This is a genomic window from Sphingopyxis fribergensis (genome assembly GCF_000803645.1).
Taxonomy (GTDB): domain Bacteria; phylum Pseudomonadota; class Alphaproteobacteria; order Sphingomonadales; family Sphingomonadaceae; genus Sphingopyxis; species Sphingopyxis fribergensis.
Map to the genome: position 1 here is coordinate 3,383,560 of NZ_CP009122.1, position 19,483 is coordinate 3,403,042.

Annotated in this window: 19 protein-coding genes; 3 read left to right on the forward strand and 16 right to left on the reverse strand. The window is 66.0% G+C overall.

Annotated elements, in window-relative coordinates; translation table 11 throughout:
* Positions 1-21: 21 nt before the first annotated feature.
* Both SKP52_RS15665 and SKP52_RS15670 read right to left on the reverse strand, forming a co-directional pair.
* On the reverse strand, positions 22-633 hold the full coding sequence (locus SKP52_RS15665; RefSeq protein ID WP_039581263.1) for a glutathione S-transferase: 612 nt from the start codon (positions 631-633) through the stop codon (positions 22-24).
* 153 nt (positions 634-786) lie between these two features.
* The gene (locus tag SKP52_RS15670) at positions 787-1,785 is read right to left on the reverse strand and encodes a LysR family transcriptional regulator (protein ID WP_039576251.1); all 999 of its coding nucleotides are present in this window, start codon (positions 1,783-1,785) and stop codon (positions 787-789) included.
* 131 nt (positions 1,786-1,916) lie between these two features.
* Between SKP52_RS15670 and SKP52_RS15675 the strand changes: the two genes are divergently transcribed.
* Positions 1,917-3,122: a CaiB/BaiF CoA transferase family protein gene (locus tag SKP52_RS15675; RefSeq protein WP_039576253.1), complete on the forward strand. Its 1,206-nt coding sequence runs from the start codon at positions 1,917-1,919 to the stop codon at positions 3,120-3,122.
* A gap of 80 nt (positions 3,123-3,202) precedes the next feature.
* Here the strand turns inward: SKP52_RS15675 and SKP52_RS27050 are convergent, their stop codons facing one another.
* Positions 3,203-3,526, reverse strand: a complete 324-nt coding sequence (locus SKP52_RS27050; RefSeq protein ID WP_148309160.1) for a glycoside hydrolase family 97 C-terminal domain-containing protein — start codon at positions 3,524-3,526, stop codon at positions 3,203-3,205.
* On the opposite strand from SKP52_RS27050, the gene SKP52_RS27055 reads away from it, so the two are divergent.
* Positions 3,491-3,769, forward strand: coding sequence for a substrate-binding domain-containing protein (locus tag SKP52_RS27055; protein WP_039576255.1), 279 nt, complete (start codon positions 3,491-3,493; stop codon positions 3,767-3,769). The genes SKP52_RS27050 and SKP52_RS27055 overlap by 36 nt on opposite strands.
* Before the next feature lie 6 nt (positions 3,770-3,775).
* On the opposite strand, the gene SKP52_RS15685 is transcribed toward SKP52_RS27055, so the two are convergent.
* The 8 genes from SKP52_RS15685 to SKP52_RS15720 are packed head-to-tail and all read right to left on the reverse strand — an operon-like array spanning position 3,776 to position 11,414.
* Positions 3,776-5,458 (reverse strand): GMC family oxidoreductase, encoded by a 1,683-nt coding sequence (locus tag SKP52_RS15685; RefSeq protein ID WP_039576258.1) that lies wholly within the window; start codon positions 5,456-5,458, stop codon positions 3,776-3,778.
* Positions 5,459-5,478: 20 nt separating this feature from the next.
* A complete protein-coding gene (locus tag SKP52_RS15690) occupies positions 5,479-6,318 on the reverse strand; it encodes a sugar phosphate isomerase/epimerase family protein (protein WP_039576260.1) in 840 nt (279 codons plus the stop codon).
* Entirely contained in the window at positions 6,315-6,875 is a 561-nt protein-coding gene (locus SKP52_RS15695; RefSeq protein WP_039576262.1) for a gluconate 2-dehydrogenase subunit 3 family protein, read from the reverse strand. The genes SKP52_RS15690 and SKP52_RS15695 overlap by 4 nt, the downstream gene beginning before the upstream one ends.
* Positions 6,872-7,693 carry a 3-keto-disaccharide hydrolase gene (locus tag SKP52_RS15700; RefSeq protein WP_081997575.1) on the reverse strand — a complete coding sequence of 274 codons (822 nt, stop codon included), beginning with the start codon at positions 7,691-7,693 and terminating at the stop codon, positions 6,872-6,874. Before SKP52_RS15700 ends, SKP52_RS15695 begins: the two co-directional genes overlap by 4 nt.
* 8 nt (positions 7,694-7,701) lie before the next feature.
* Positions 7,702-8,592 carry a hydroxypyruvate isomerase family protein gene (locus tag SKP52_RS15705; RefSeq protein WP_228383670.1) on the reverse strand — a complete coding sequence of 297 codons (891 nt, stop codon included), beginning with the start codon at positions 8,590-8,592 and terminating at the stop codon, positions 7,702-7,704.
* A 17-nt stretch (positions 8,593-8,609) separates the two neighbouring features.
* Positions 8,610-9,908 (reverse strand): MFS transporter, encoded by a 1,299-nt coding sequence (locus tag SKP52_RS15710; RefSeq protein ID WP_039576268.1) that lies wholly within the window; start codon positions 9,906-9,908, stop codon positions 8,610-8,612.
* A 47-nt stretch (positions 9,909-9,955) separates the two neighbouring features.
* Positions 9,956-10,999, reverse strand: coding sequence for a sugar phosphate isomerase/epimerase family protein (locus SKP52_RS15715; protein WP_039576270.1), 1,044 nt, complete (start codon positions 10,997-10,999; stop codon positions 9,956-9,958).
* 25 nt (positions 11,000-11,024) lie between these two features.
* Positions 11,025-11,414 carry a c-type cytochrome gene (locus SKP52_RS15720; RefSeq protein WP_039576272.1) on the reverse strand — a complete coding sequence of 130 codons (390 nt, stop codon included), beginning with the start codon at positions 11,412-11,414 and terminating at the stop codon, positions 11,025-11,027.
* A 95-nt stretch (positions 11,415-11,509) separates the two neighbouring features.
* Here SKP52_RS15720 and SKP52_RS15725 point away from each other — a divergent pair, with 95 nt between their 5' ends.
* Positions 11,510-12,706, forward strand: a complete 1,197-nt coding sequence (locus SKP52_RS15725) for a Gfo/Idh/MocA family protein (RefSeq protein WP_039576274.1) — start codon at positions 11,510-11,512, stop codon at positions 12,704-12,706.
* Here the strand turns inward: SKP52_RS15725 and SKP52_RS15730 are convergent.
* The 5 genes from SKP52_RS15730 to SKP52_RS15750 form a co-directional block, all read right to left on the reverse strand.
* A complete protein-coding gene (locus tag SKP52_RS15730) occupies positions 12,662-14,014 on the reverse strand; it encodes a hypothetical protein (RefSeq protein ID WP_052208381.1) in 1,353 nt (450 codons plus the stop codon). The genes SKP52_RS15725 and SKP52_RS15730 overlap by 45 nt on opposite strands.
* A 12-nt stretch (positions 14,015-14,026) precedes the next feature.
* Positions 14,027-16,204 carry a GumC family protein gene (locus SKP52_RS15735; protein ID WP_052208383.1) on the reverse strand — a complete coding sequence of 726 codons (2,178 nt, stop codon included), beginning with the start codon at positions 16,202-16,204 and terminating at the stop codon, positions 14,027-14,029.
* A gap of 1 nt (position 16,205) precedes the next feature.
* Positions 16,206-17,063, reverse strand: a complete 858-nt coding sequence (locus SKP52_RS15740; RefSeq protein WP_039576278.1) for a UTP--glucose-1-phosphate uridylyltransferase — start codon at positions 17,061-17,063, stop codon at positions 16,206-16,208.
* Between the two features lie 158 nt (positions 17,064-17,221).
* A complete protein-coding gene (locus SKP52_RS24705) occupies positions 17,222-18,154 on the reverse strand; it encodes a hypothetical protein (protein ID WP_052208385.1) in 933 nt (310 codons plus the stop codon).
* Between the two features lie 66 nt (positions 18,155-18,220).
* Positions 18,221-19,468: an aldehyde dehydrogenase family protein gene (locus SKP52_RS15750; RefSeq protein WP_052208387.1), complete on the reverse strand. Its 1,248-nt coding sequence runs from the start codon at positions 19,466-19,468 to the stop codon at positions 18,221-18,223.
* Between the last annotated feature and the right edge of the window lie 15 nt (positions 19,469-19,483).

Consider the following 19,483-nt stretch of genomic DNA (forward strand, 5'->3'; position numbering starts at 1 on the left):
CAGCCGATCGCCAGATTCATTTCAGTCCCCACCTGGCGCCCAAGGTGCCGTCCGCACCATCGCCCGCTCGAACAGTTCCGACGCGATCAGCGCCCCGAGCCATTCGCGCACCTGGCGCGGTGCATGAGCTTCAAACCAAGGTGGATCGACGCCCGCGAACTGGCGCACGAACGGAAAGATAGCGACGTCGCTGAACCCGCGCGTCGCGCCTCCCAGAAAAGCCTGATCGGCGATCCGCACGTCCAGATCGGCCAGCATCGCCAGCCCTGCCGCACGATGCTCCACGGGATCGACGCCGTAGCGCCCCCAATATTTATAGCGGTCGAGATGATGTTTGAACGCGCCGTCAAAATCAGCAACCAGCGCCGCGTCGGCGCGCGCGATCCAGTTCTCGGGATCTTTCTGTAGGAGCGCCCAACGCATGATATCGATGCTTTCATCGACCACGATTCCGTCCGCGGGCACGAGAACCGGCACCGTTCCCTTGGGGGACGCCGCCAACATGGCGGCGGGCTTGTCACGCAGAAGCACTTCGCGATGCTCATATGAAACACCGCTCACCAAAAGCGCCATGCGCGCGCGCATCGCGTAGGGGCAGCGGCGGAAGCTGTAGAGGATCGGCAGGCCCGTCATCGTCAGGGCCATAGCCGACCGCCCACACCGCGGTACAGTCCGATGGACAATGGCCCTCGACCGCGACGCCCCCACCCGCTGCCCAATCTGTCTTGGCTCGCCCAAGTTGAATCGGACTGGGTCGGACGCTGGGGAGCGACAATCACAATTGCGTCATATACTCCTACCCGAAGCGGAACCCCGATCCCATGTCCGGGCTTCGGTCTGGAGTTCGCGCATGAAGTCGCGCGCGGGCGTCATCAGCGACCGGGAATGACAGGTAACCAGCCCGATCGGACGCGACGCCTCGGGGGTGTCGAGCGGCCGCCAGGTCAGGTTCGGATCGCTCACCTGCTCGACCGTCAGCCGGGTCAGCACGCTGATGCCGAACGACGCGGCGACGAGCGCCGCCGCCGTCGAGGGGTGCTTGCAATTGAAGAGCGGATCGACCTGGATGTCGGCGGCGCCGAAGGCCCGGTCGATCAGACTGCGCAGGCCGGTATCGGTGGACAGCGCGATGAAGGGCCGATCGCGAAATACCGTCCAGTCGTGACGCGCACTCGACGCCAGCTCGTCATCGCCGCGGCAGGCGAGAACCAGCCGGTCCTGATATATAGCGAGGAAGTCCAGGCTGTGCGTCTTTGACGGCGGCGGGGCGATCCCGATGTCGGCGTCGCCCTCCTCGACCGCGCGATGCACGGGAATTCCTACGTCTTCCCAGATGTCGACGGTCACGCCGGGATGCGTCTGGCAGAAGCGCCGCACCGCGCCGGGCAGCAGGGTCGCGGCGACCGACGGCAGCGTCGCGATGCGGACGCGGCCGGAGCGGCCGTCGACATAAGCCTCAAAATCCGAGAAGGACGCCTCATAGTCGTTGAGCAGTTGTACGGCGATCGGCCGCAGCCGCTCGCCGGCCGGCGTGAGGCGGACATGCCGCGTATCGCGGTCGAACAGCCGCACCCCGATGCGCGTTTCGATCTGCTGGATCGTCCGGCTGAACGCCGGCTGCGACACGCCGAGTTCGAGCGCAGCGTCGCGAAAGCTGGTGGTCGCCTCCAGCTTGAGGAACGCCTCGAGCTGCGGAAGGGTCAGACGCTGGCGCATATTTTTGTCCTGAGCTTTGGTGTGAAGCGACGCTGCGGCGTCATGCTCGATCGTGAGCCCGGAGCGCATCGATTCATATCTTTGATGAGATTGAGCAGCCCGTCGCCTCGGCTATCATAATCGTCACAATCGACTGGCCGCACGGCCAAAGCGGGGGCGAGCATGAAAATCAAGGCTGAAAACTGTGCGGGGCCTACCCTATGACCCCCTTGTTGCAGGGCGTCCGCGTGGTTGAGGTCGGCGCGGTCGTCCTCGGACCGCTTGCCGCCCAGATCCTCGCGGATCTCGGGGCTGACGTTATCAAGGTCGAGCCGCTGAGCGGCGACGTCGCGCGTGAATCGCATCCTCAGGGGGCGAGCGACGGCGCGTTGTTCGTGAACAACAACCGCAACAAACGGATGCTCGCGCTCGATCTCAAGCGCAGCGAAGGTCGCGCAGCGTTCGCCCGGTTGGTCGCCACCAGCGATGTGATGCTGCACAATATGCGCATCGAGGCGGCCGAGCGGCTGGGGCTCGGGTTCGAGGCCATTTCGGCGATCAATCCGCGCATCGTTCATTGCGCTGCGATCGGCTTTGGCCAGCGCGGGCGCTACCGTGATCGACCGGCGTTCGACGACATCATCCAGGCGGCGAGCGGCCTCGCCGGTCTGGCGGCGCAGCAAGGCGGCGAACCGCAGTTCATCCCGACGATATTGGCCGACAAGGTCGCCGCGCTGCACATCGTCTATGCGGTGCTGGCGGCGCTTGTGGCGCGGGCCAACGGCCGCGAAGGAGCAATAGGCATCGAAGTTCCGATGTTCGAGGCCATGGCCTCGTTCGTGCTCAACGAGCATCTGGCCGGTGCGACCTTCGCCGACGACGGCGCGCTCGGCTATCCACGCGTGCTGGCCGCCGACCGACGCCCCTATCGCACTGCGGACGGCTGGATCGCCGTCCTGCCCTATACGGGCGACCAATGGCGACGTTTTCTCGATGAAGTCGGGCGCGGCGAGATATGCGAGCAGGCCTGGTTCGCCGATCCCCGCGTCCGCCAGACGCGGATCGACGATCTTTATGCAATCCTGGCCGAAACGCTGCCGCAGCGCTCGACGGCCGATTGGGTCGCGGCGCTGTCGGCCTGCGACGTGCCGTGCTCCGAGATCAATATGCTCGAAGATCTGCTCACCGATCCGCACCTCGCCGAGGTCGGATTTTTCGATGTCGGCCAAGGCTTCCCGGAAGACATCAGACGGTCGCTGCCGCAGCCGGTGGAATTCGCCGGGGTGTCGCCCGTCGGCAACATCGCGCCGGGCGCAGTCGGCGAGCATAGCCGGATGGTGCTGCGCGAATGCGGGCATAGCGAGGCCGAGATCGATGCGCTCGTCGCCGCGGGCGTCCTTCGCGAAGACACCGCTCGCCGCCGATAATGCTCCATCCGCCATAGAATCCCTCACCGTGGCGTCCTGTTCGGTCGACCCTCACCTTCTGTCCCTTAGCCTTAGGACAGCTACAAGCGCCAAAAACCGGGAAGTTCATGGGTCCAAGTGCCCGGATGCAGCCGCCGATGAGGAGCGGCTCGGCTGGGCCAGGCAGAATTGGGACTTACCGAAGGAGCATGGCCAATGCTGCGTGGACGGCGGTCACCGATGCGCGTCCAGCATCTTGAAGCGGATCGCAACGCCGCCGCCGAGGCCATGTCCAGGTCGAGACTGTCGGCGCTCGTCACGACGCGCTTGCTGATCGTCGGTGCGCCGGGGTTGGTGCGATAGTCGGCGTTCGGTCCGTCGGCGTAGATTTGCGCTTCATAGCGCGTGCCGGGGGCGAGGAACATCGAGCTGTTCCATCCCTCAACCAGTACCCCGTCGAAGCCATATTTTGCGGCGAAGACGTATCGGTCGTCGGCTATGACGATATGCTGCTCGCACGGCTCAGCACCCCCGCGCTGACGACGATCGAGCAAGACACGCTCGAGGCGGGCCGCCGCCTCGTGTCACAGGTGATGGACGCGCATTCCGAGCAGTTTCTCGACTATCTGCCGACGCACCTTATCGCCCGCGAATCCTGCGGCGCCTGACGGACCCTAGATCGCGCCGGCCTTCATCTGCCCGACCGCATAATCGACCGCGCGCGCGGTCAGCGCCATGAAGGTCAGCGACGGATTGACGCACGAGATCGAGGCCATCTGCGCGCCGTCGGTGACGAACAGATTGGCGGCGTCGTGCGCCTGGCTCCATTTGTTGAGGACCGACTGGCGCGGATCGGCGCCCATGCGCGCGCCGCCCATTTCGTGGATCGCATCGCCGGGGACATGCTCGCGCTGCTCGCTCTTCACATTGGTCAGGCCGACCTTGCGCAGCATCGCCTCGCCCTCGGTCCGCGCATCGTTCATCATGCGGATCTCGTTGTCACGGAAGGTGACGTCGAAGCGCATCAGCGGCACCCCGAAGCGGTCGGTCTTGTCGGCGTGCAGGCTGACGCGATTGTCCTCATAGGGCAGGCATTCGCCGAACGCGCCCATGCTGAACTTCCACGGCCCATAGCCGCGCATCGCCTGCTTCATCGATGCGCCGAAGCCGACCGGCGCGGCCGGGTCGCGCCGCGCGCTGCCCTGATAGCCATAGCCGCGTTTGAACCCGATGCCTTCCTCGCCGCCGACGTTGCGGAAGCGCGGGATATAGACCCCGCCCGGACGCCGACCATATTCGATAAAGTCGGTCATGCCCGGGATATCGCCCCAGATGTTGACGCGGAAAATATGGTCCATGACATAGCCGCCGAGCGTGCCGCTGGCGTCGAAATGGCTCTTGCCGCTGCCCGGCGCGCGCGAGTTCATCAGGATCTGCGTCGAGGCGAGCGCGGACGCGCAGAGGAACACCATTCGCGCGGGGATCACCTCGGCCTGCTTCGTGTTGGCGTCGACGACGCGGACGCCGGTCACGCGCTTCGTCTTTGGATCATATTCGAGGTTGGTGACCACCGAATCCGGCCGCAACGTCAGCCGCCCCGTGGCGCGCGCCGCGGGCAGCGTCACCGCCTGCGTCGAGAAATAGGCGCCGAACGAGCAGCCGCGACCGCACTGGTTGCGGAACTGGCATTTGCTGCGGCCCTGGTCCTCCTTGTCCTCGGTCATGTTTGACAGGCGGGTGTGGATCAGCTTGCGGCCTGGCGAGGTCGCCTCGAGCCGTTCCTTCACCCATTTTTCGGCGATGTTCATCTGCATCGGCGGCTGGAATGCGCTGTCGGGAAGCTGCGGCAGATTTTCGCGCGATCCCGACACGCCGATATATTTCTCGACATAATCGTACCAGGGCACAAGGTCGTCATAACGGATCGGCCAGTCGATCCCGACATTTTCGCGCTTGTTCGCCTCGAAATCCTCAGGCGCCCAGCGAAAGCTCCAGCGCCCCCAGATCAGCGACTTGCCGCCGACCGCGGCGGGGCGGATCCAGTAGAATTTGTCGCCCTCGTCATAGGCATAGGGATTGAGCCGATCATTGTTGTAGAATTTCCGGTTCGACGGCGAGACATAGCCATGCTTGGCGATGAAATAGTCGCTATCCATCAGCGCCTTGGGCATCATGTCGCGCGCCGGAATTTCATACGCCGGCTTGCCGTCGAAATCATAATCCTCGCCATGTTCGACCATCACGCCGCGGTCGAGCATCAGGACCTTGAGGCCCTTTTCGGTCAATTCCTTCGCTGCCCAACCGCCGCTCACCCCGGAGCCGATGACGATCGCGTCGAACTTGTCGGTCGCTGCCATGAATAATCCTCGAATATCTGTTAAGCGCGGAGACGGCTGAGCGCCGCGAAGCTGGTCTCGATGTCGGGAAGATAGGGCGCGGGCGACTGATCATTCTCGACATAGAAATGCTTCACGCCGGCGGTCCGGTTGAGCGTGAAGATATCGGCGAAATCGATCACGCCCTTGCCAACGCTGGTCATCTTGCCGTCGGCGGTGCGGTCCTTGACATGATAGGCATAGATGCGGCCCGGCAGACGGGCGATGATCGCCTTGGGGTCCTCGCCCGCGGCGACCGCCCAGAACAGGTCGAGCTCGATCTTGACCAGAGCGGGATCGGTGTCAGCGACCAACATGTCGAACAGGCTGGTGCCGCCGGGCTTTACGGTGAATTCGAAATCATGATTATGATAGGCGAAGCCGAGCCCGGCCTTTTTGAGCTGTTCGGCCCAGCGGCTGAAATTGGCGACCGCGACCTTCCAGCCCTCGGCATTGCGCTGCGCCTCGGCCATCCATGGCAGGACCACCGTGTCGGCGCCGAGCGTCTTGGCCATCTTCACCGATCCATCGAAATCGGAGACGAGCGCGTCATAACCGATATGCACCGAGGGCGAGGTCAGCCCCAGCCGGTCCATCGTCTTGCGGAGCGCGGCATGGTCCATCCTGTCGTAACCGCCGCCGCCATATTCGACCTCGCGATAGCCGATCGCCGCGACCTTCTCGAGCGTGACCATCGGGTCCGCGGCGAACAATTCGCGCACGGTATAGAGCTGGATGCCGATGGGCTTTGCTTTCAAGCTCTTCGCCATCAGCGGCCCCGCCGCCAGCGTCGTCGCCAAGGCCGCACCGCCCGCCATCCATTGCCGCCGGTTGACCATCATGACGAATAGACCTTGTTCACGTTGGAATAGGGAAAAGCGCCGTCATACTGCCCTGGGACGGGCAGATATTCGCGCTCCTGCGTGATGCCGACCTCCGACGTGAAATAGCCGGTGAGCACGAGCTGGCGGAACTTGTCGAAAAAGTCCGCACCGCCCGGAATCTCGTTTTCCATTGCCAGCGTCAGCAGCGCGTCCTGCTGCACGGGCGTCGCCTTGTCGGCGGCGACCTTATAGTCACTCCGGCTGCGCGCCTCGATCGCATCGAGCCCCGCGACGATCGGCTTGCGGTCTGCGGGCGCCGCCCAATCGGCGAGCAGCTTTTCGATGAATTCGGGCACCCCGGCCGCGATCGCACCCGGCGTATCAGTCGTCGGCATCACCCGTTCGCTGAGCGCGGTCATCAGCGCGCGCTGCTGCGCGGTGAACACCGGGGCCGAGGGCGGCCCGTCGCTGATCACCGTCGGGACCGCCACCCCCGCCGCGCGGGCGATCGGCGCGAACAGGGCCGCACCGAACATCGCGGCCATTCCGGCCAGCGCGTCTCTGCGGTCGATCATTTCACCTCTCCCTGAAAATCGCGGCTCTCCGCCGCTTCGGGCAGCGGGCGCACCCAGATGTTGCGGAACGACACCGGCGAGTCATGATCCTGCAGCTGGATCGGTGCGGCGTCGCCATGCGCTTCATAGGTCGCGACCTTGCGCCAGACGGTGCTACCCAGCCACGGCTGGCGGTTCTGCACGAGCACGCCGTTGAGGAAGGCGGTGGCATAGGCCGGGCGCAGCAATTTGCCGTCGGGGCCGAAGCGCGGGCGTTCGAAGATGACGTCATAACTCTGCCACTCGCCGGGCGGACGCGACGGGTTCACCAGCGGCGGCTTCCACGCATAGATCGCGCCGACGGTGCCGTCGGCGTAGGTCGGGTTCCGGTAGCCGTCGAGGATCTGGAGCTCGTAGCGCTGCATGAACCAGATGCCGCTGTTGCCGCGGTCCTGCGAGCTTTTCGTCGGCGGATTGGGCGAACGAAATTCGAGATGGAGCTGTACGTCGCCAAAGCTCTGCTTGCTGACCAGCGCGCTCTCGCCGGCACCCCCGGCGCGCGGCGGCACGGTCATCGCGCCGTCCTTCACCGTCCACGCGCGGCCCTGCGGCTGCCAGGCATCGAGCGACTTGCCATCGAACAGGATGACGGCATCGGACGGCGCCGCGCCCGGGGCCGATCCCGGCGTTACCACCTCGGGCAGCGGCCGGTCGGCGTCGTGCACCAGCCATTTGCCGTCGGGCAGCATCGGCGTATCTTTAAAGCCGGGCTTCTCCTGCGCGATCGCGGTCGACCCCGCGGACATGATCACCATGGCCAGTATGATACGCTTCACCATAATCTCCTTCATGCCGCGTCGATCTCGCGATAGGCGGCGACCAGCCGCTCTTCGCCGGCGCGGCCGTCGATCGAATTGCCGTGTTCCATGCCGATCACGCCGGCGAATTTCTTCGCGCGCAGCCAGCGGACGATATTGCGATAGTTGATCTCGCCGGTCCCCGGCTCCTTGCGCCCCGGATTGTCGCCGAACTGGATATAGGCGATCTCGTCCCAGCAGGTTTGCAGTGTGTTGATGAGGTTCCCTGCCTGGATCTGTTCGTGATAGAGGTCTGCCAATATCTTGATCGCCGGGCTGTTCACGGCGCGTGCGACCGCATAGCCTTGCGGCACGGACGACATGAACACGCCGGGATGGTTCACCAGCGTATTGAGCGGCTCCATCACCATGACCAGCCCATGCGGTTCATAGATGTCGGCGGCGCGGCGCAGCACGTCGATAACGCGCGCGGTCTGGATATCGACCGGCAGCTTGCGGTCCATGAAGCCGGGGACGATCGTCATATGTTTCGAATTCAGCCGCTTGGCGACGTCGACCGACGCGCGGATATCGGCAAGGAAGCGTTCGCGATCGGCATCGTCGGTGCCGCCGAGTTGCGGCCGGAAATCGTCCCACCGCGGCATGCTCGCGACGAACACGCCCATCGTCATGTTCCGCTGCTGCAGCGCGCGCGCCATCGCACTCTGATCGGCGACCGACCGTGTTGCCGCTTCATTGTCCTCCCACGCGGTGAAGCCCTGATCGGCGGCAAAAGCGATCTGCTCGATGCGGCCCCCGCGGCTCGCGAAGCTGCCTTCGTGCGGGGCATAGTTCAGCGAAAAGCGTGCCGCGTTCGACGGCGCAGCGGCGTTCGCGAGCGTCGCTGCTGCGGCAGCCGCGGCGGCACCGCCTGCCAACATTGTCCTGCGCGTCAGACTCATGCAGCTTCACCGGCAAGGACCGCGCGCGATTTGCCACGCTCGCGCAGCCAGATGAAACCGAACACCGCGAGCAAGATGAGCGGCAGAATCGCCAGCCGCTGGAATGACAGCGACGCCGCCGCATCCTCGACCGCCAGCTTTGCAGCACCGGTCAGCGCCGCGAAGGCTTCGGGGCCACCCGCGAACTCGATCTTGGCCTGATCGAACATTGCACCAAGCTGCGGCAGCACGAAGAAGCTGGCGAGCGCGCCCGCCGATCCGACGAGACCCATCGCCCACGATCCGCCGCGCGGATAACGTTCGGCGACCGAGGCAAGCATCGTCGGCCACATCACGCAGACGCCGAGGCCCCAGACGGTAGCGGCGAGGATCGCGGCGACCGGCGACTGCGCCTGGCTCAGCATGAACAGGCCGATCGCGGCGAGCAGGCTCGATACCCAGAGCAGGCCGGGGTTCGTTATCCTGTTGGCGAGCCGCCCCGCGAAATGGCGGAAGATGAACATCAGCGCGTTGACATAGACGAGCAGCAAAATGCCGCGCATGCCGACGCGGTTCGAAAGGGCGACGTCGATCCACTGACCGGGCGCGAGTTCGGACGCCGCGGTGAGGAACATCGCCGCGAACCAGATGAAGAAGCTGGGCCGGCGAAATACCTCACCCACCATCTCGCCGAAGCTGACGCCGCTTTGCTCACGGAGCGGCGGCGGGAAGGTCGTGGTCAGGGCGATCACGACGGTCGCGACGGCCGGGATCATCACCAGCGCCATGATGCCCTGCCACGGCAGCGCCGCCGACAGGAAGAAGCCGGCGAGGCCGCCGACGATGATGCCGCCGGGGAACCATGCGTGGAGGACGTTCAGGCGGTGCGTCGTGTCGTCGGGATAGAGCTGCGCGGTCAGCGGATTGATCGCCGCCTCGGTCAGACCCCAGCCGATGCCGCTGAGCAGCATGCCCGCCCAGACGACCCAATAGATGGTCATGCCGGTCGCGAGATGGCCCGCAGTGACGATCATCAACGGCCCGAGAATGAAGCACAGCCCCGCGCCCGCCAGGCACCGCTTCATGCCGATCTGGTCGAGCAATGCGCTGGCGACGAACAAGGTGATCGCAAAGCTGAGGAACGCCGCGCCGAGCGCGGCGGCGACCAGCTCGCCGGCCTGCAGCGGGGCGATCGGATCGATCCATTCGGCCTTGAGCCCGCTGGCGATCGCGCCGCGGATCGCGAGGCTCGCCGCCGCGGTGAACAGTGCGAGCACACCCAGCCAGAACAACCGGCCCTTGTTCAATGTCGTCATCCTGCGTCCCCTTGATTATTATCTTTTGGCCGTCGTCTTGCGCGCGGTCAGGTCAGTCCCAGCATTTTGCGGTTGAGCGCGGGATCGCTGCCGCCAGCGAAATCGTCGAACGCCCGGTCGGCTTTGCGGATCATGTGCGCGGCGATGAAAGGGGCGCCCTCGCGCGCGCCGTCTTCGGGATGCTTCAGGCAGCATTCCCATTCGAGCACCGCCCATCCGGCATAGTCATATTGCGTCAGCTTCGAGAAGATTCCGGCGAAATCGACCTGCCCGTCGCCGAGCGAGCGGAAGCGGCCGGGGCGGTCGACCCAGTCCTGAAAGCCGCCATAGACCCCCGAGCGGCCGGTCGGATTGAGCTCCGCGTCCTTGACGTGGAACATCCGGATCCGCTCATGATAAATGTCGATGAACTGCAGATAGTCGAGCGCCTGGAGCACATAATGGCTGGGGTCATAGAGGATATTGGCGCGCGGGTGGTTGCCAACGCCCGCGAGGAAACGCTCGAAACTCACACCATCATGCAAATCCTCGCCCGGATGAATCTCGTAGGCAAGATCGACACCCTGTTCCTCGAAGGCATCGAGGATCGGCCGCCAGCGCTTCGCGAGTTCGCCGAACGCCTCCTCGACCAGCCCTGCGGGGCGCTGCGGCCAGGGATAGATATAAGGCCAGGCCAGCGCGCCCGAGAAGGTCGCATGCGCGTTCAGCCCCAGCCGCCGGCTCGCCTTCGCCGCAAGATGGAGTTGCTCGACCGCCCATATCTGGCGCTCGGCGGGTTTGCCGCGCAGCGCTTCGGGGGCGAACGCGTCGAACGCCACATCATAGGCCGGGTGCACCGCGACCAGCTGGCCCTGCAAATGCGTCGACAGCTCGGTGATCTCGACCCCCGCCTCGCGGCAGGTGCCCGATAGCTCATCGCAATAATCCTGGCTTTCGGCCGCAAGCGCCAAATCGATGCAGCGGCTGTCCCAAGTCGGGATCTGGACGCCGACATAGCCCGCATCGGCCATCCAGCGCGCGGCGGAGGGCAAAGTGTCGAACGGCGCCGTATCGCTCATGAACTGCGCGAGGAAAACCGCTGGACCCTTCATGCCGTCCCTCCCTTCGGTGCCAAAATCATTTCGACGTTTCGGCTTTGAGCCACGCGATCAGCGCCGCGCGGCGCGCCGGATCGGCTACCTTGACGACCATACGCGTGCCCGGCACCTTCTTGGTCGGCGCCGCGAGATATTCGTCGAGCTCCTTGGCATCCCAGCGAATTTTCGAGGCCTTGAGCGCGGGGCTGTAGTTGAACCCGGCGACCGATCCGGCCTGCCGTCCAAACAGGCCGTGAAGATTGGGGCCCATCGTGCTTTTACCGCCCGCCTCCAACGTATGACAGGCGCGGCAGCTCGCGAACGCCTGCGCGCCGGGATCGGCGGGGGCCGCTCGCGATGCGGGCGATAGTGCGAGCGCCAGCACAATCAAGACTACGGCTGCCGATGGCAGGGCGACTAAAAATTTCATTAACCTCTCCCGTCTGGCAACAGCCGGTCGGACGATGTAAGCGGTCGCAATCGAATTATGCAAACAAATTTGGAAATTCTTGCCAGGGGAATGCGATGAATACGCAGTCAAAAACACGCTACGGCATGGTCGGCGGCGGCGAGGGTGCATTCATCGGCGCTGTGCACCGGATGGCCGCAGCGATCGACGGCGAGTTTACGCTGGTGTGCGGCGCGTTCAGCAGTGAAGCTGGCCGCAATCGGCGGAGCGCCGCGGCGCTAGGACTCGATTCGGACCGCACCTATGCGACGCTCGACGCCCTGCTTGCGGCGGAAGCAGCCCTTCCCGCGGATGAGCGGATGGAGGCGCTCGCGATCGTCACCCCCAACCATCTTCACGCGCCGATGGCGATCTCCGCGCTCGATGCCGGGTTTCATGTCTTTTCCGAAAAACCGATGGCGCTGAACCTGGCCGAAGCGCTGGCGATCGAGGCGGCGGTTTCGCGGAGCGGCAAGCTCTATGGCCTCGCCTTCGCCTATAGCGGTTATCCGTTGATCGCGGAGGCGCGGGCGCGCGTTGCGCGCGGCGATTTCGGTGCGATCCGGCTGGTGCAGGTCGAATATTCGCAAGGCTGGCTGAGCCTGCCGATCGACCGCGACGGCAACAAGCAGGCCGAATGGCGCACCGACCCGGCGCGCGCGGGCCTCGGCGGCTGCCTCGGCGACATCGGCACCCACGCCTTCCAGCTCGCCGAACATGTGTCGGGGCTTTCGGTCGAGCAGCTGAGCGCCGATGTGACCGCGCACGTACCGGGGCGCCGCCTCGACGACGATGTGGCGGCGCTGTTGCGCTTCGCGGGTGGCGCGCGCGGCGTGCTCAAGGCTAGCCAGGTCGCCGCAGGCGACGAGAACGGCCTGCGCCTGCGCATCCACGGCGAAAAGGGCGGACTCGACTGGTCGCAGATGGAGCCCAACACGCTGACCCTGCGCTGGCTCGACCGGCCGATCGAGGTGATCCGCGCGGGCGGGCCCGGGCTCGATGCGCTGACGATGGCGCAGTCCCGCACCCCCGCGGGCCATCCCGAAGGCTATATAGAGGCGTTCGCCAATCTTTACCGCAGCTTCGGCCGGGCGGTCCGCGCAGGCGCGACGGCCCCGCCCGCGCCCGGCACCGCCGGCTGGTTCCCCGGCATCGGCGACGGCCTCAGGACGATGGCCTTCGTCGAGGCGACGATCGAAAACAGCGGCGGCGACGCGAAGTGGACGTCGTTAGCCGGGATATTGGACGATAGCCGAGCGACGCGAGACGCCTGAACCGCGGCGGCGGCTGCGCGCGGCATAGATGGTGTAGCCGCAGAGCAGGCCATAGAGCGCAAGTCCTTCAACCTGCCAGAATGGCATCGTCGCCATATTGAGCAGGAAGAAGGCGAAATGCGCTGCAAGCAGCTTGAACCGCTCGCCGTGCGCCGACGCCGCCGCGGCGACCATCACCGTCCACAGCGCAATCATCGCCGCGACGCCGAACCAGCCGAGCTCGTAGAGTGTCGCGACCAACGTATTGTGCGGATAGACTTTGAACACGCCCTCCCAGCTTTCCGGTCCGAGGCCGAACAGATGCTGGAGCGGCGTGCCGTCGGACCAGGCATAGATATAGCTGCTCCAGATCAGCGGACGCGCCGACATCACCTGGCGCTCGAGCAGATCGAAGTCGCGCGGCGGTTTGATCAGGCCGGCAGGGTCCGAGAGGAAAGCAGCGAGGTCCGCGAAACTCTCACCGTAAGATAAGGCGGCGACCGAGACGAGCAGCACGCCCGCCACCATGGCGGTGACCGCCATCGACGCGCGCTGGTCGCGCCGCACGCTCAGCGTCAGCCCGGTCAGGAACACCGCCAGCACGAGCGGCGCGAAGGCGAGGATCGTCGTGCGATAGCCTGCGAGCAGAACGCCGAGGAACGTCGCGGCCAGGAACGCCACCCGGACGCCGCGCGGCGCCGACTTGGCGAAGGCGCCGACCAGGAACCCGGTCATCATCGCGACCGAAAAGGCCGCCTCGTGATTATAGCCGCCGATCCAGACCAGCCCGTCGCCATCCTCCGACCCCTTGGGCAGGCCCAACGCCAGCGACAGCGCCTGGAAGACGAGCAGCGGCAGGAACGAAACCATCGCCCAGGTCAGGAAGCGCGCGTCGGGGTCGATGCGTAGCGCCTGGAACACCGCAATCATGATCACGATCAGATAGGCATATTTGACCCCGACATTGATCCCGCCGGCGACGTCGCCGTTCAGCGCCGCGCTGAACAGCGCAAGGCCCACCAACGCATAGACCGGCAGCAGCCATTTGAGCGCCAGATTGGCCGGCCGCACGACGAAGAGCAGCCCGAAGGCAGTCACCCCGATCGAGAGCAGGGCGTTACCCGAAAGCCCGCCCGCAAGCGGCTTGAACATATAGAGGTGATAGGCGCCCGCGGTGTAGCGCATCCATAGCGCCACCACCACGAACGCGCCCGCGACGCTGCCCGCCCGCCGCGCCGCGATGACGAGCGTGACGAGCAGCAGCGCCGTCACCGGCAGCAGGACGCCAAGCCCGAAGGACGGGCCATAAGGCAGCGCCTGCGCGGTCACGGCGCCGCCCGATCAGTCGGCATAATAGGAGCGGTAGGCCTTCAGAAAGGTGCCGCCATCCTCATAACCGGCGCGCTCCTGCTCGCGCACATCGACCAGCGTCAGCACCACGCCCAATATTTCGGCATGGACGTCGTAAAGCCGCCGCAGCGCCACCGACGCCGCCTTCGACGCCGTCTTGCGCCAGCGCACCAGGAACACCACGCCGTCCGCCATGCTGGCGATCACGCGCGCCTCGTCGACCGGCAGCACCGGCGGCGTGTCGAGGATGACCAGATCGTAACGGTCGCGCACCTGCTCGATCAGTTCGGCCAGCCGCGGGCTCTCAGTCAGCCCGAGGCCTTGCGAATCGAGCCGCTGCGGCAACAGCCACGCGTCGGACAGGCTATCCTTGACGATCGCCTGTTCGAGCGTTGCCTGACCCGCAAGCACTTCGTCCAATCCCAAGATCACATTGTCGGTGAACTGGCGGCTGGAGGCGCGGCGCCGCGCATCGACGTCGATCAGCAGCACCTTGCCGCCCGCCGCCGCCATCGCGCGGGCGAGGCCCATCGCAGTGGTCGTCTTGCCCTCACCCGGCACCGCCGAGGTGATCGCGACGACACGGATCGGTTTCGCCGCCTCGGCGAACTGGATGGAGGTGCGCAAGGTGCGGAAGGCTTCCGCATAGGTCGATTGCGGCCGCTTGATCAGCAACTCCGCGGGCGGGGCTGGCAGCCCCGCCTTGCGATAGCCCGGCAGCGTGTTGGCATCGGGAATCGCGGCAAGCGTTGGCAGCCCCAGTGCATTCTCGATCGCATCGCTCGTCTCGAGCCCGCGTTCGAGCAGCTGCAACAGCACGACGAGCAGCACGCCGATGCCCAGCCCGCCGACCACGGCCATCGCCGCATAGACCAGCATGTTGGGCGAGCTCGGTGCGCCGGGCACGCGCGCGCGGCTGACGATATAGGCGTCGCTGCGCTCCAGCCCCGACTGCGCAACCGTCTGACGATAGCGGTCGAGGAACGCCTGATAGAGCGTCCGTGCCGATTCGGCGTTGCGCTCCAGTTCATTGAGCCGCACCGATGCCTCATTGTCGCTGGCCAGCTTGCCCTGCGACTGCGCCACCGACCCCGCCAGCGAACTCGCGCGCTGGTTGGCGATGCTCGCCTGGATCGAGGCGTTTGCGACGATGCGCTGCACCTCGGCAGCGATCTGCTGATCCGCCGCGCGGAGCTGGTTCTGCGCGCGGAGCAGATCGGGATGGCGCGGACCATAGCGCTTTTCCAGACCCGCGACTTCGCGCCCGACCTCGGCGCGCTGCGCACGCAATTGGCTGACGACGGGGGAATCGAGTGAATCGCCAAGCTCCTCGCCGCTCCGTCCGCCATTGAGCTGCGCGCGCGCAGCCGACAATCGCGCCTGCGCCGCGGCATTTTCGGCCTTGGCCTGCGCGAGCTGGGTCGAAAGGCCCGACAGTTCCTGCTGCGTCACCGTGCTCGCCTCCGAAACGGCGAAGAGGTTGTGCGCGGCGCGATAGTCGGCAACTTCACGCTCGGCGCCGACCACCTGCGCGCGCAAATCCTGGAGCCGTTGCTCAAGGAAGCCGCGCGCGCGGTGCGTCGCCTCGGTCTTCGCCCCCGTCTGGCCCGAGACATAATTGTCGACCAGCGCGTTCGCGATCTGCGCCGACTGCACCGGCGTCGCGCCCTCGAACGAGACGCTGATGGCGTAGGAAAGCCCGTCGCGCTTGACCGTGAGGCCGCTCAGAATTGTGCCGATCGCACGCTGACGCCCGATCAGATCGGGCTGTTTCGCGGGCGCGCCCTGCCCCGCCGCTTCGTTGAACGCGGGGTCGCGATCGAGCTTCAGCCGGTCGACCACCCGCCCGATCAACTCGGGCGAGCGCAGGACCTGCACCTCGGTGTCAACCGCCGCCGAATCGGGATCGGTCGTCGGAATCACCGAATCGACCTTGATCACCTGCTCGGCGGTACGCTCGAGCGCAACCTGCGCGGTGGCAAGGTAACGCGGCTCGGCGACGAGATAGGCGGCCGCGGCGACCACGATCGCCGCGAGCATCGCCGCGCATAAGATCATCCAGCGTCGGCGCACCACGCCGCCGACGCGCCGCAGGTCGATCAGCGCGCCGCGATCGACCTGCGGGTCCGTTTCCCTCTGGGGCGGCGCACGCCGTACCATTGCGTCCATATTATGCGGCGGCCAGGAAAGCGCGCACCGCGGGCGCGATGTCGGGCCGGGCGAGCGCGAGCGCGAGCGTCGCGGTCACGAAGCCGCCCTTGTCGCCGCAGTCATAGCGCTTGCCATTGAAGGTGACGCCGTGGAACGGCTGCTGCCCGATCATCCGCGCCAGCGCGTCAGTGAGCTGGATCTCGCCGCCCGCGCCCTCTTCCTGATTGCCGAGCACGTCCATCACCTCGGGCTGGAGGATATAGCGGCCGATGATGGCGAGCCGCGACGGCGCGACGTCCGCCGCAGGCTTTTCGACCAGCCCCTTGACCTCGGTGATCGCCCCGGCGCGCGCGCCCGGGGTGATGATGCCATATTTATGCGTGTCTTCGGCCGCCACTTCCTCTGTGCAGATCAGATTGCCGCCGAGTTCGGCATGCGCGTCGACCATCTGCTTGAGGCAGCCGGGCGCGCCGACCATCAGATCGTCGGGGAGCAGCACCGCGAAGGGTTCGTCGCCGATCAGGCGGCGCGCGCACCAGACGGCGTGGCCGAGCCCAAGCGGCTCCTGCTGCCGCACAATCGCGATGTCGCCGGGCGAGGGCCGCGTGCCATCGAGCGCGGCGAGCGACTTGCCGCGCCGCGCCATCGCTTCTTCCAGCTCGAACGCATGATCGAAATGATCCTCGATCAGGCTCTTGCCGCGGCTGGTCACGAAAATGAACTGCTCGATACCCGCCTCGCGGGCCTCGTCGACGGCATATTGGATCAATGGCCGGTCGACGACGGGCAGCATCTCCTTCGGCATGGACTTGGTCGCCGGAAGGAACCGGGTTCCAAGGCCGCCAATGGGGAATACGGCCTTGCGTACTTTTCGCATCTTTTCACCCTTTTCTGGTCGCTGGGTTCCCCCCCCAATTACCAGCATTCGGATTTGTCGACACGATCGCCGCGTGCCGACAGCGCGCGATCTGCGCCTTTACGCTGCATTGCAGCAAGAGCCCGTCGTCGAAGCGTGTCCAAACTGCGCCCGGACCGTTAGAGCTTTGGAGGTGTCCCAGCAAAGGACACTCCCCCCGGCACCGAGCCGCCGCCGCGCGAGCGGACCAGCGGCGTGCCCGGCGGCACCTGGATATCGTGCGACCGGACGATGATCTTTGCCGCCCCCTTGTGCACGTCGAAAATCGGCCAGCCGCGATCGCTCTTCACGATCAGATGATCGATGGTGATGACGAGCGGTTCCCCGCCCGGCGCGGCCATGATCGCGAAATGGGTGGTGTCGCCGATCCCGCCAATCTTGACCGGATCGAGGCTGGTGAGCCGCGTCGCGCGCATGCTCGTCCAGAGCCGGAAGTTACGCGCGTTGCGACCACTGACGCAATCGTCGAGCAATGTCTCGCTCGATTTCAGGTCGAACCCCCCATCGCTATTGTCCCAGGCCGCGCATTGGCGGAACAGCATCCGCTTATTGCCGCGCTCGGTCGAAAAGCCGTCGCCGTTCCAATATTTCTTCGCCGCGCGCTTCCACCGAAAGCCGCGCATGACGCAGCGCTCCATCCGGAAGTCGTGGGCGGTGCCGTCAAAGGCGATGCCGACCGGCAGATCGGTTGCGCCGGTGGTCAGCATGCCGCTTGCGCTGACGTCCGCGATCACGCCGTCGTGGCTGTCGTAGCGAATGCGCGCAAAGCCGCGTTCGAGATCACTCGCCCTGGCGTCGCGTACACGCAGCCCCACGCAGCCCGCGGGCGCCTGCTTGAGTGCCGCGCTATTTTCGATCACGCGGTAGCCGCCTTCGACCCGGATATCGGATATTTGGACGTCGTGAACCGGCTCGCGGATCACGAACAGGCCGTTGCCGACGTCGCGCGCATGCACGCCCCGATAGGCGGCGCCCGAGCGCACGAAATAGACCGGTTCGCGCTCGGCGGCGATCGGAACGCGCGCTGCAACGCGGGAGGAGGTGTCGGCCATGCCGCCGCGTAAGCGAAGACCCAAGACCACGCGAGCGCGCTGCGGCGCCGCGTGGCGCGGCCGCGATCAGTGCAGCGCGGGGGCCGCGCCCGCAAACCGGCGCACGAAACCGCTGAGCGGCTGGCGACAGACAAGCCGGGTCCGGCTGAATCGGCGGAAACCCGCCTCGCCATGATCGGTATTGAGTGTCATGCCCGCGTCGGCCTTCACCGCCGACGGCACGCGCCCGTCGATCGCGATCGCGGAGGACAGCGTGCGCGCGAGGATGTGTCGGCGCTCGGCGGCGTCGCGGCCGAAATAATAGATGGCGAGCGGCGGCGGGCGGCGGTGGATCGTGGCGATCGCATCGTCGATCCGCGCATAATTGCGCAGCGGCAGGATCGGCCCCGGACTGTCCTCCTGCATCACCAGCATGTCCTCGCTGGCGTGGCGGACGATGTGGAGCGGCATCGCCGAGCCCCGCGGCTGCGCCGTCATCACCTCGCCCCCGCGCACGCGCGCGTCGTCCAGGAGCCGCGCGACCCGTTCCTGCTCGGCGTCGGTCAGAACCGCCGCGTTTGCCTCCGGCCGCATCGCCGCGCGCCACAGCCAGTCGGCGATCGCCTCCTCCTGCTCTTCGGGCACGAGCAGATAGTCGGGGGCGAGCGGCACCCGCCCGCCGTTGATGCGCTTGCACGCGATGATGGTGTCGGAAGCCTTGGCGAAATCGGCCGAGCGCCCAAGGATCACCGGCGATTTATCCGAGCGCGCGATCGTCACCCCATCGCCGTCCTGCGCTTCGCTCGTCACGAGCAAATCAAAGGCGAGCTTGGCAAAGGCGCCGTCGGGCGCGACCGCCAGCTCGAGCGGGTCGAAGAAATCGGGCACCAACTCGCCGATCAGCCGACCGAGGTGCGGCGAGCCGGGGTCGAATGTCAGTGTTACCCGATTGCCCGCCGCAAGCGCGCTGGCGATGATGCTCGCCGTCTGGAGTAGCGGCAGCGATGCCGGCGCCGCGATGCCGATCACCCCGATCGGCAGATATTCGACATAGTCGCCGGACCCGCCGAGCCGCGCGAGCAGTCCGCGTGCGCTGTCAGGGCGCATCCAGCGGGCGACGCGGTCCATCGCCCCCCGCAGCGCGGCCAGCGCGGGTGCCACTTCGGTAAGCTTTGCCGAATCAATATCTTGATTTGCCTGGTCGGCCGCGAGCGCGACGCACAGGGCATGGCCGTTTTTTTCGATCATCAGCATCGCGCGCCGCAACCGATCGCGTCGCATCGCCAGCGACACCGGCAAGTCGGCGAAAAATGCCGCGCGTTGCGCTTCCAACATCCTACCCATCCCACA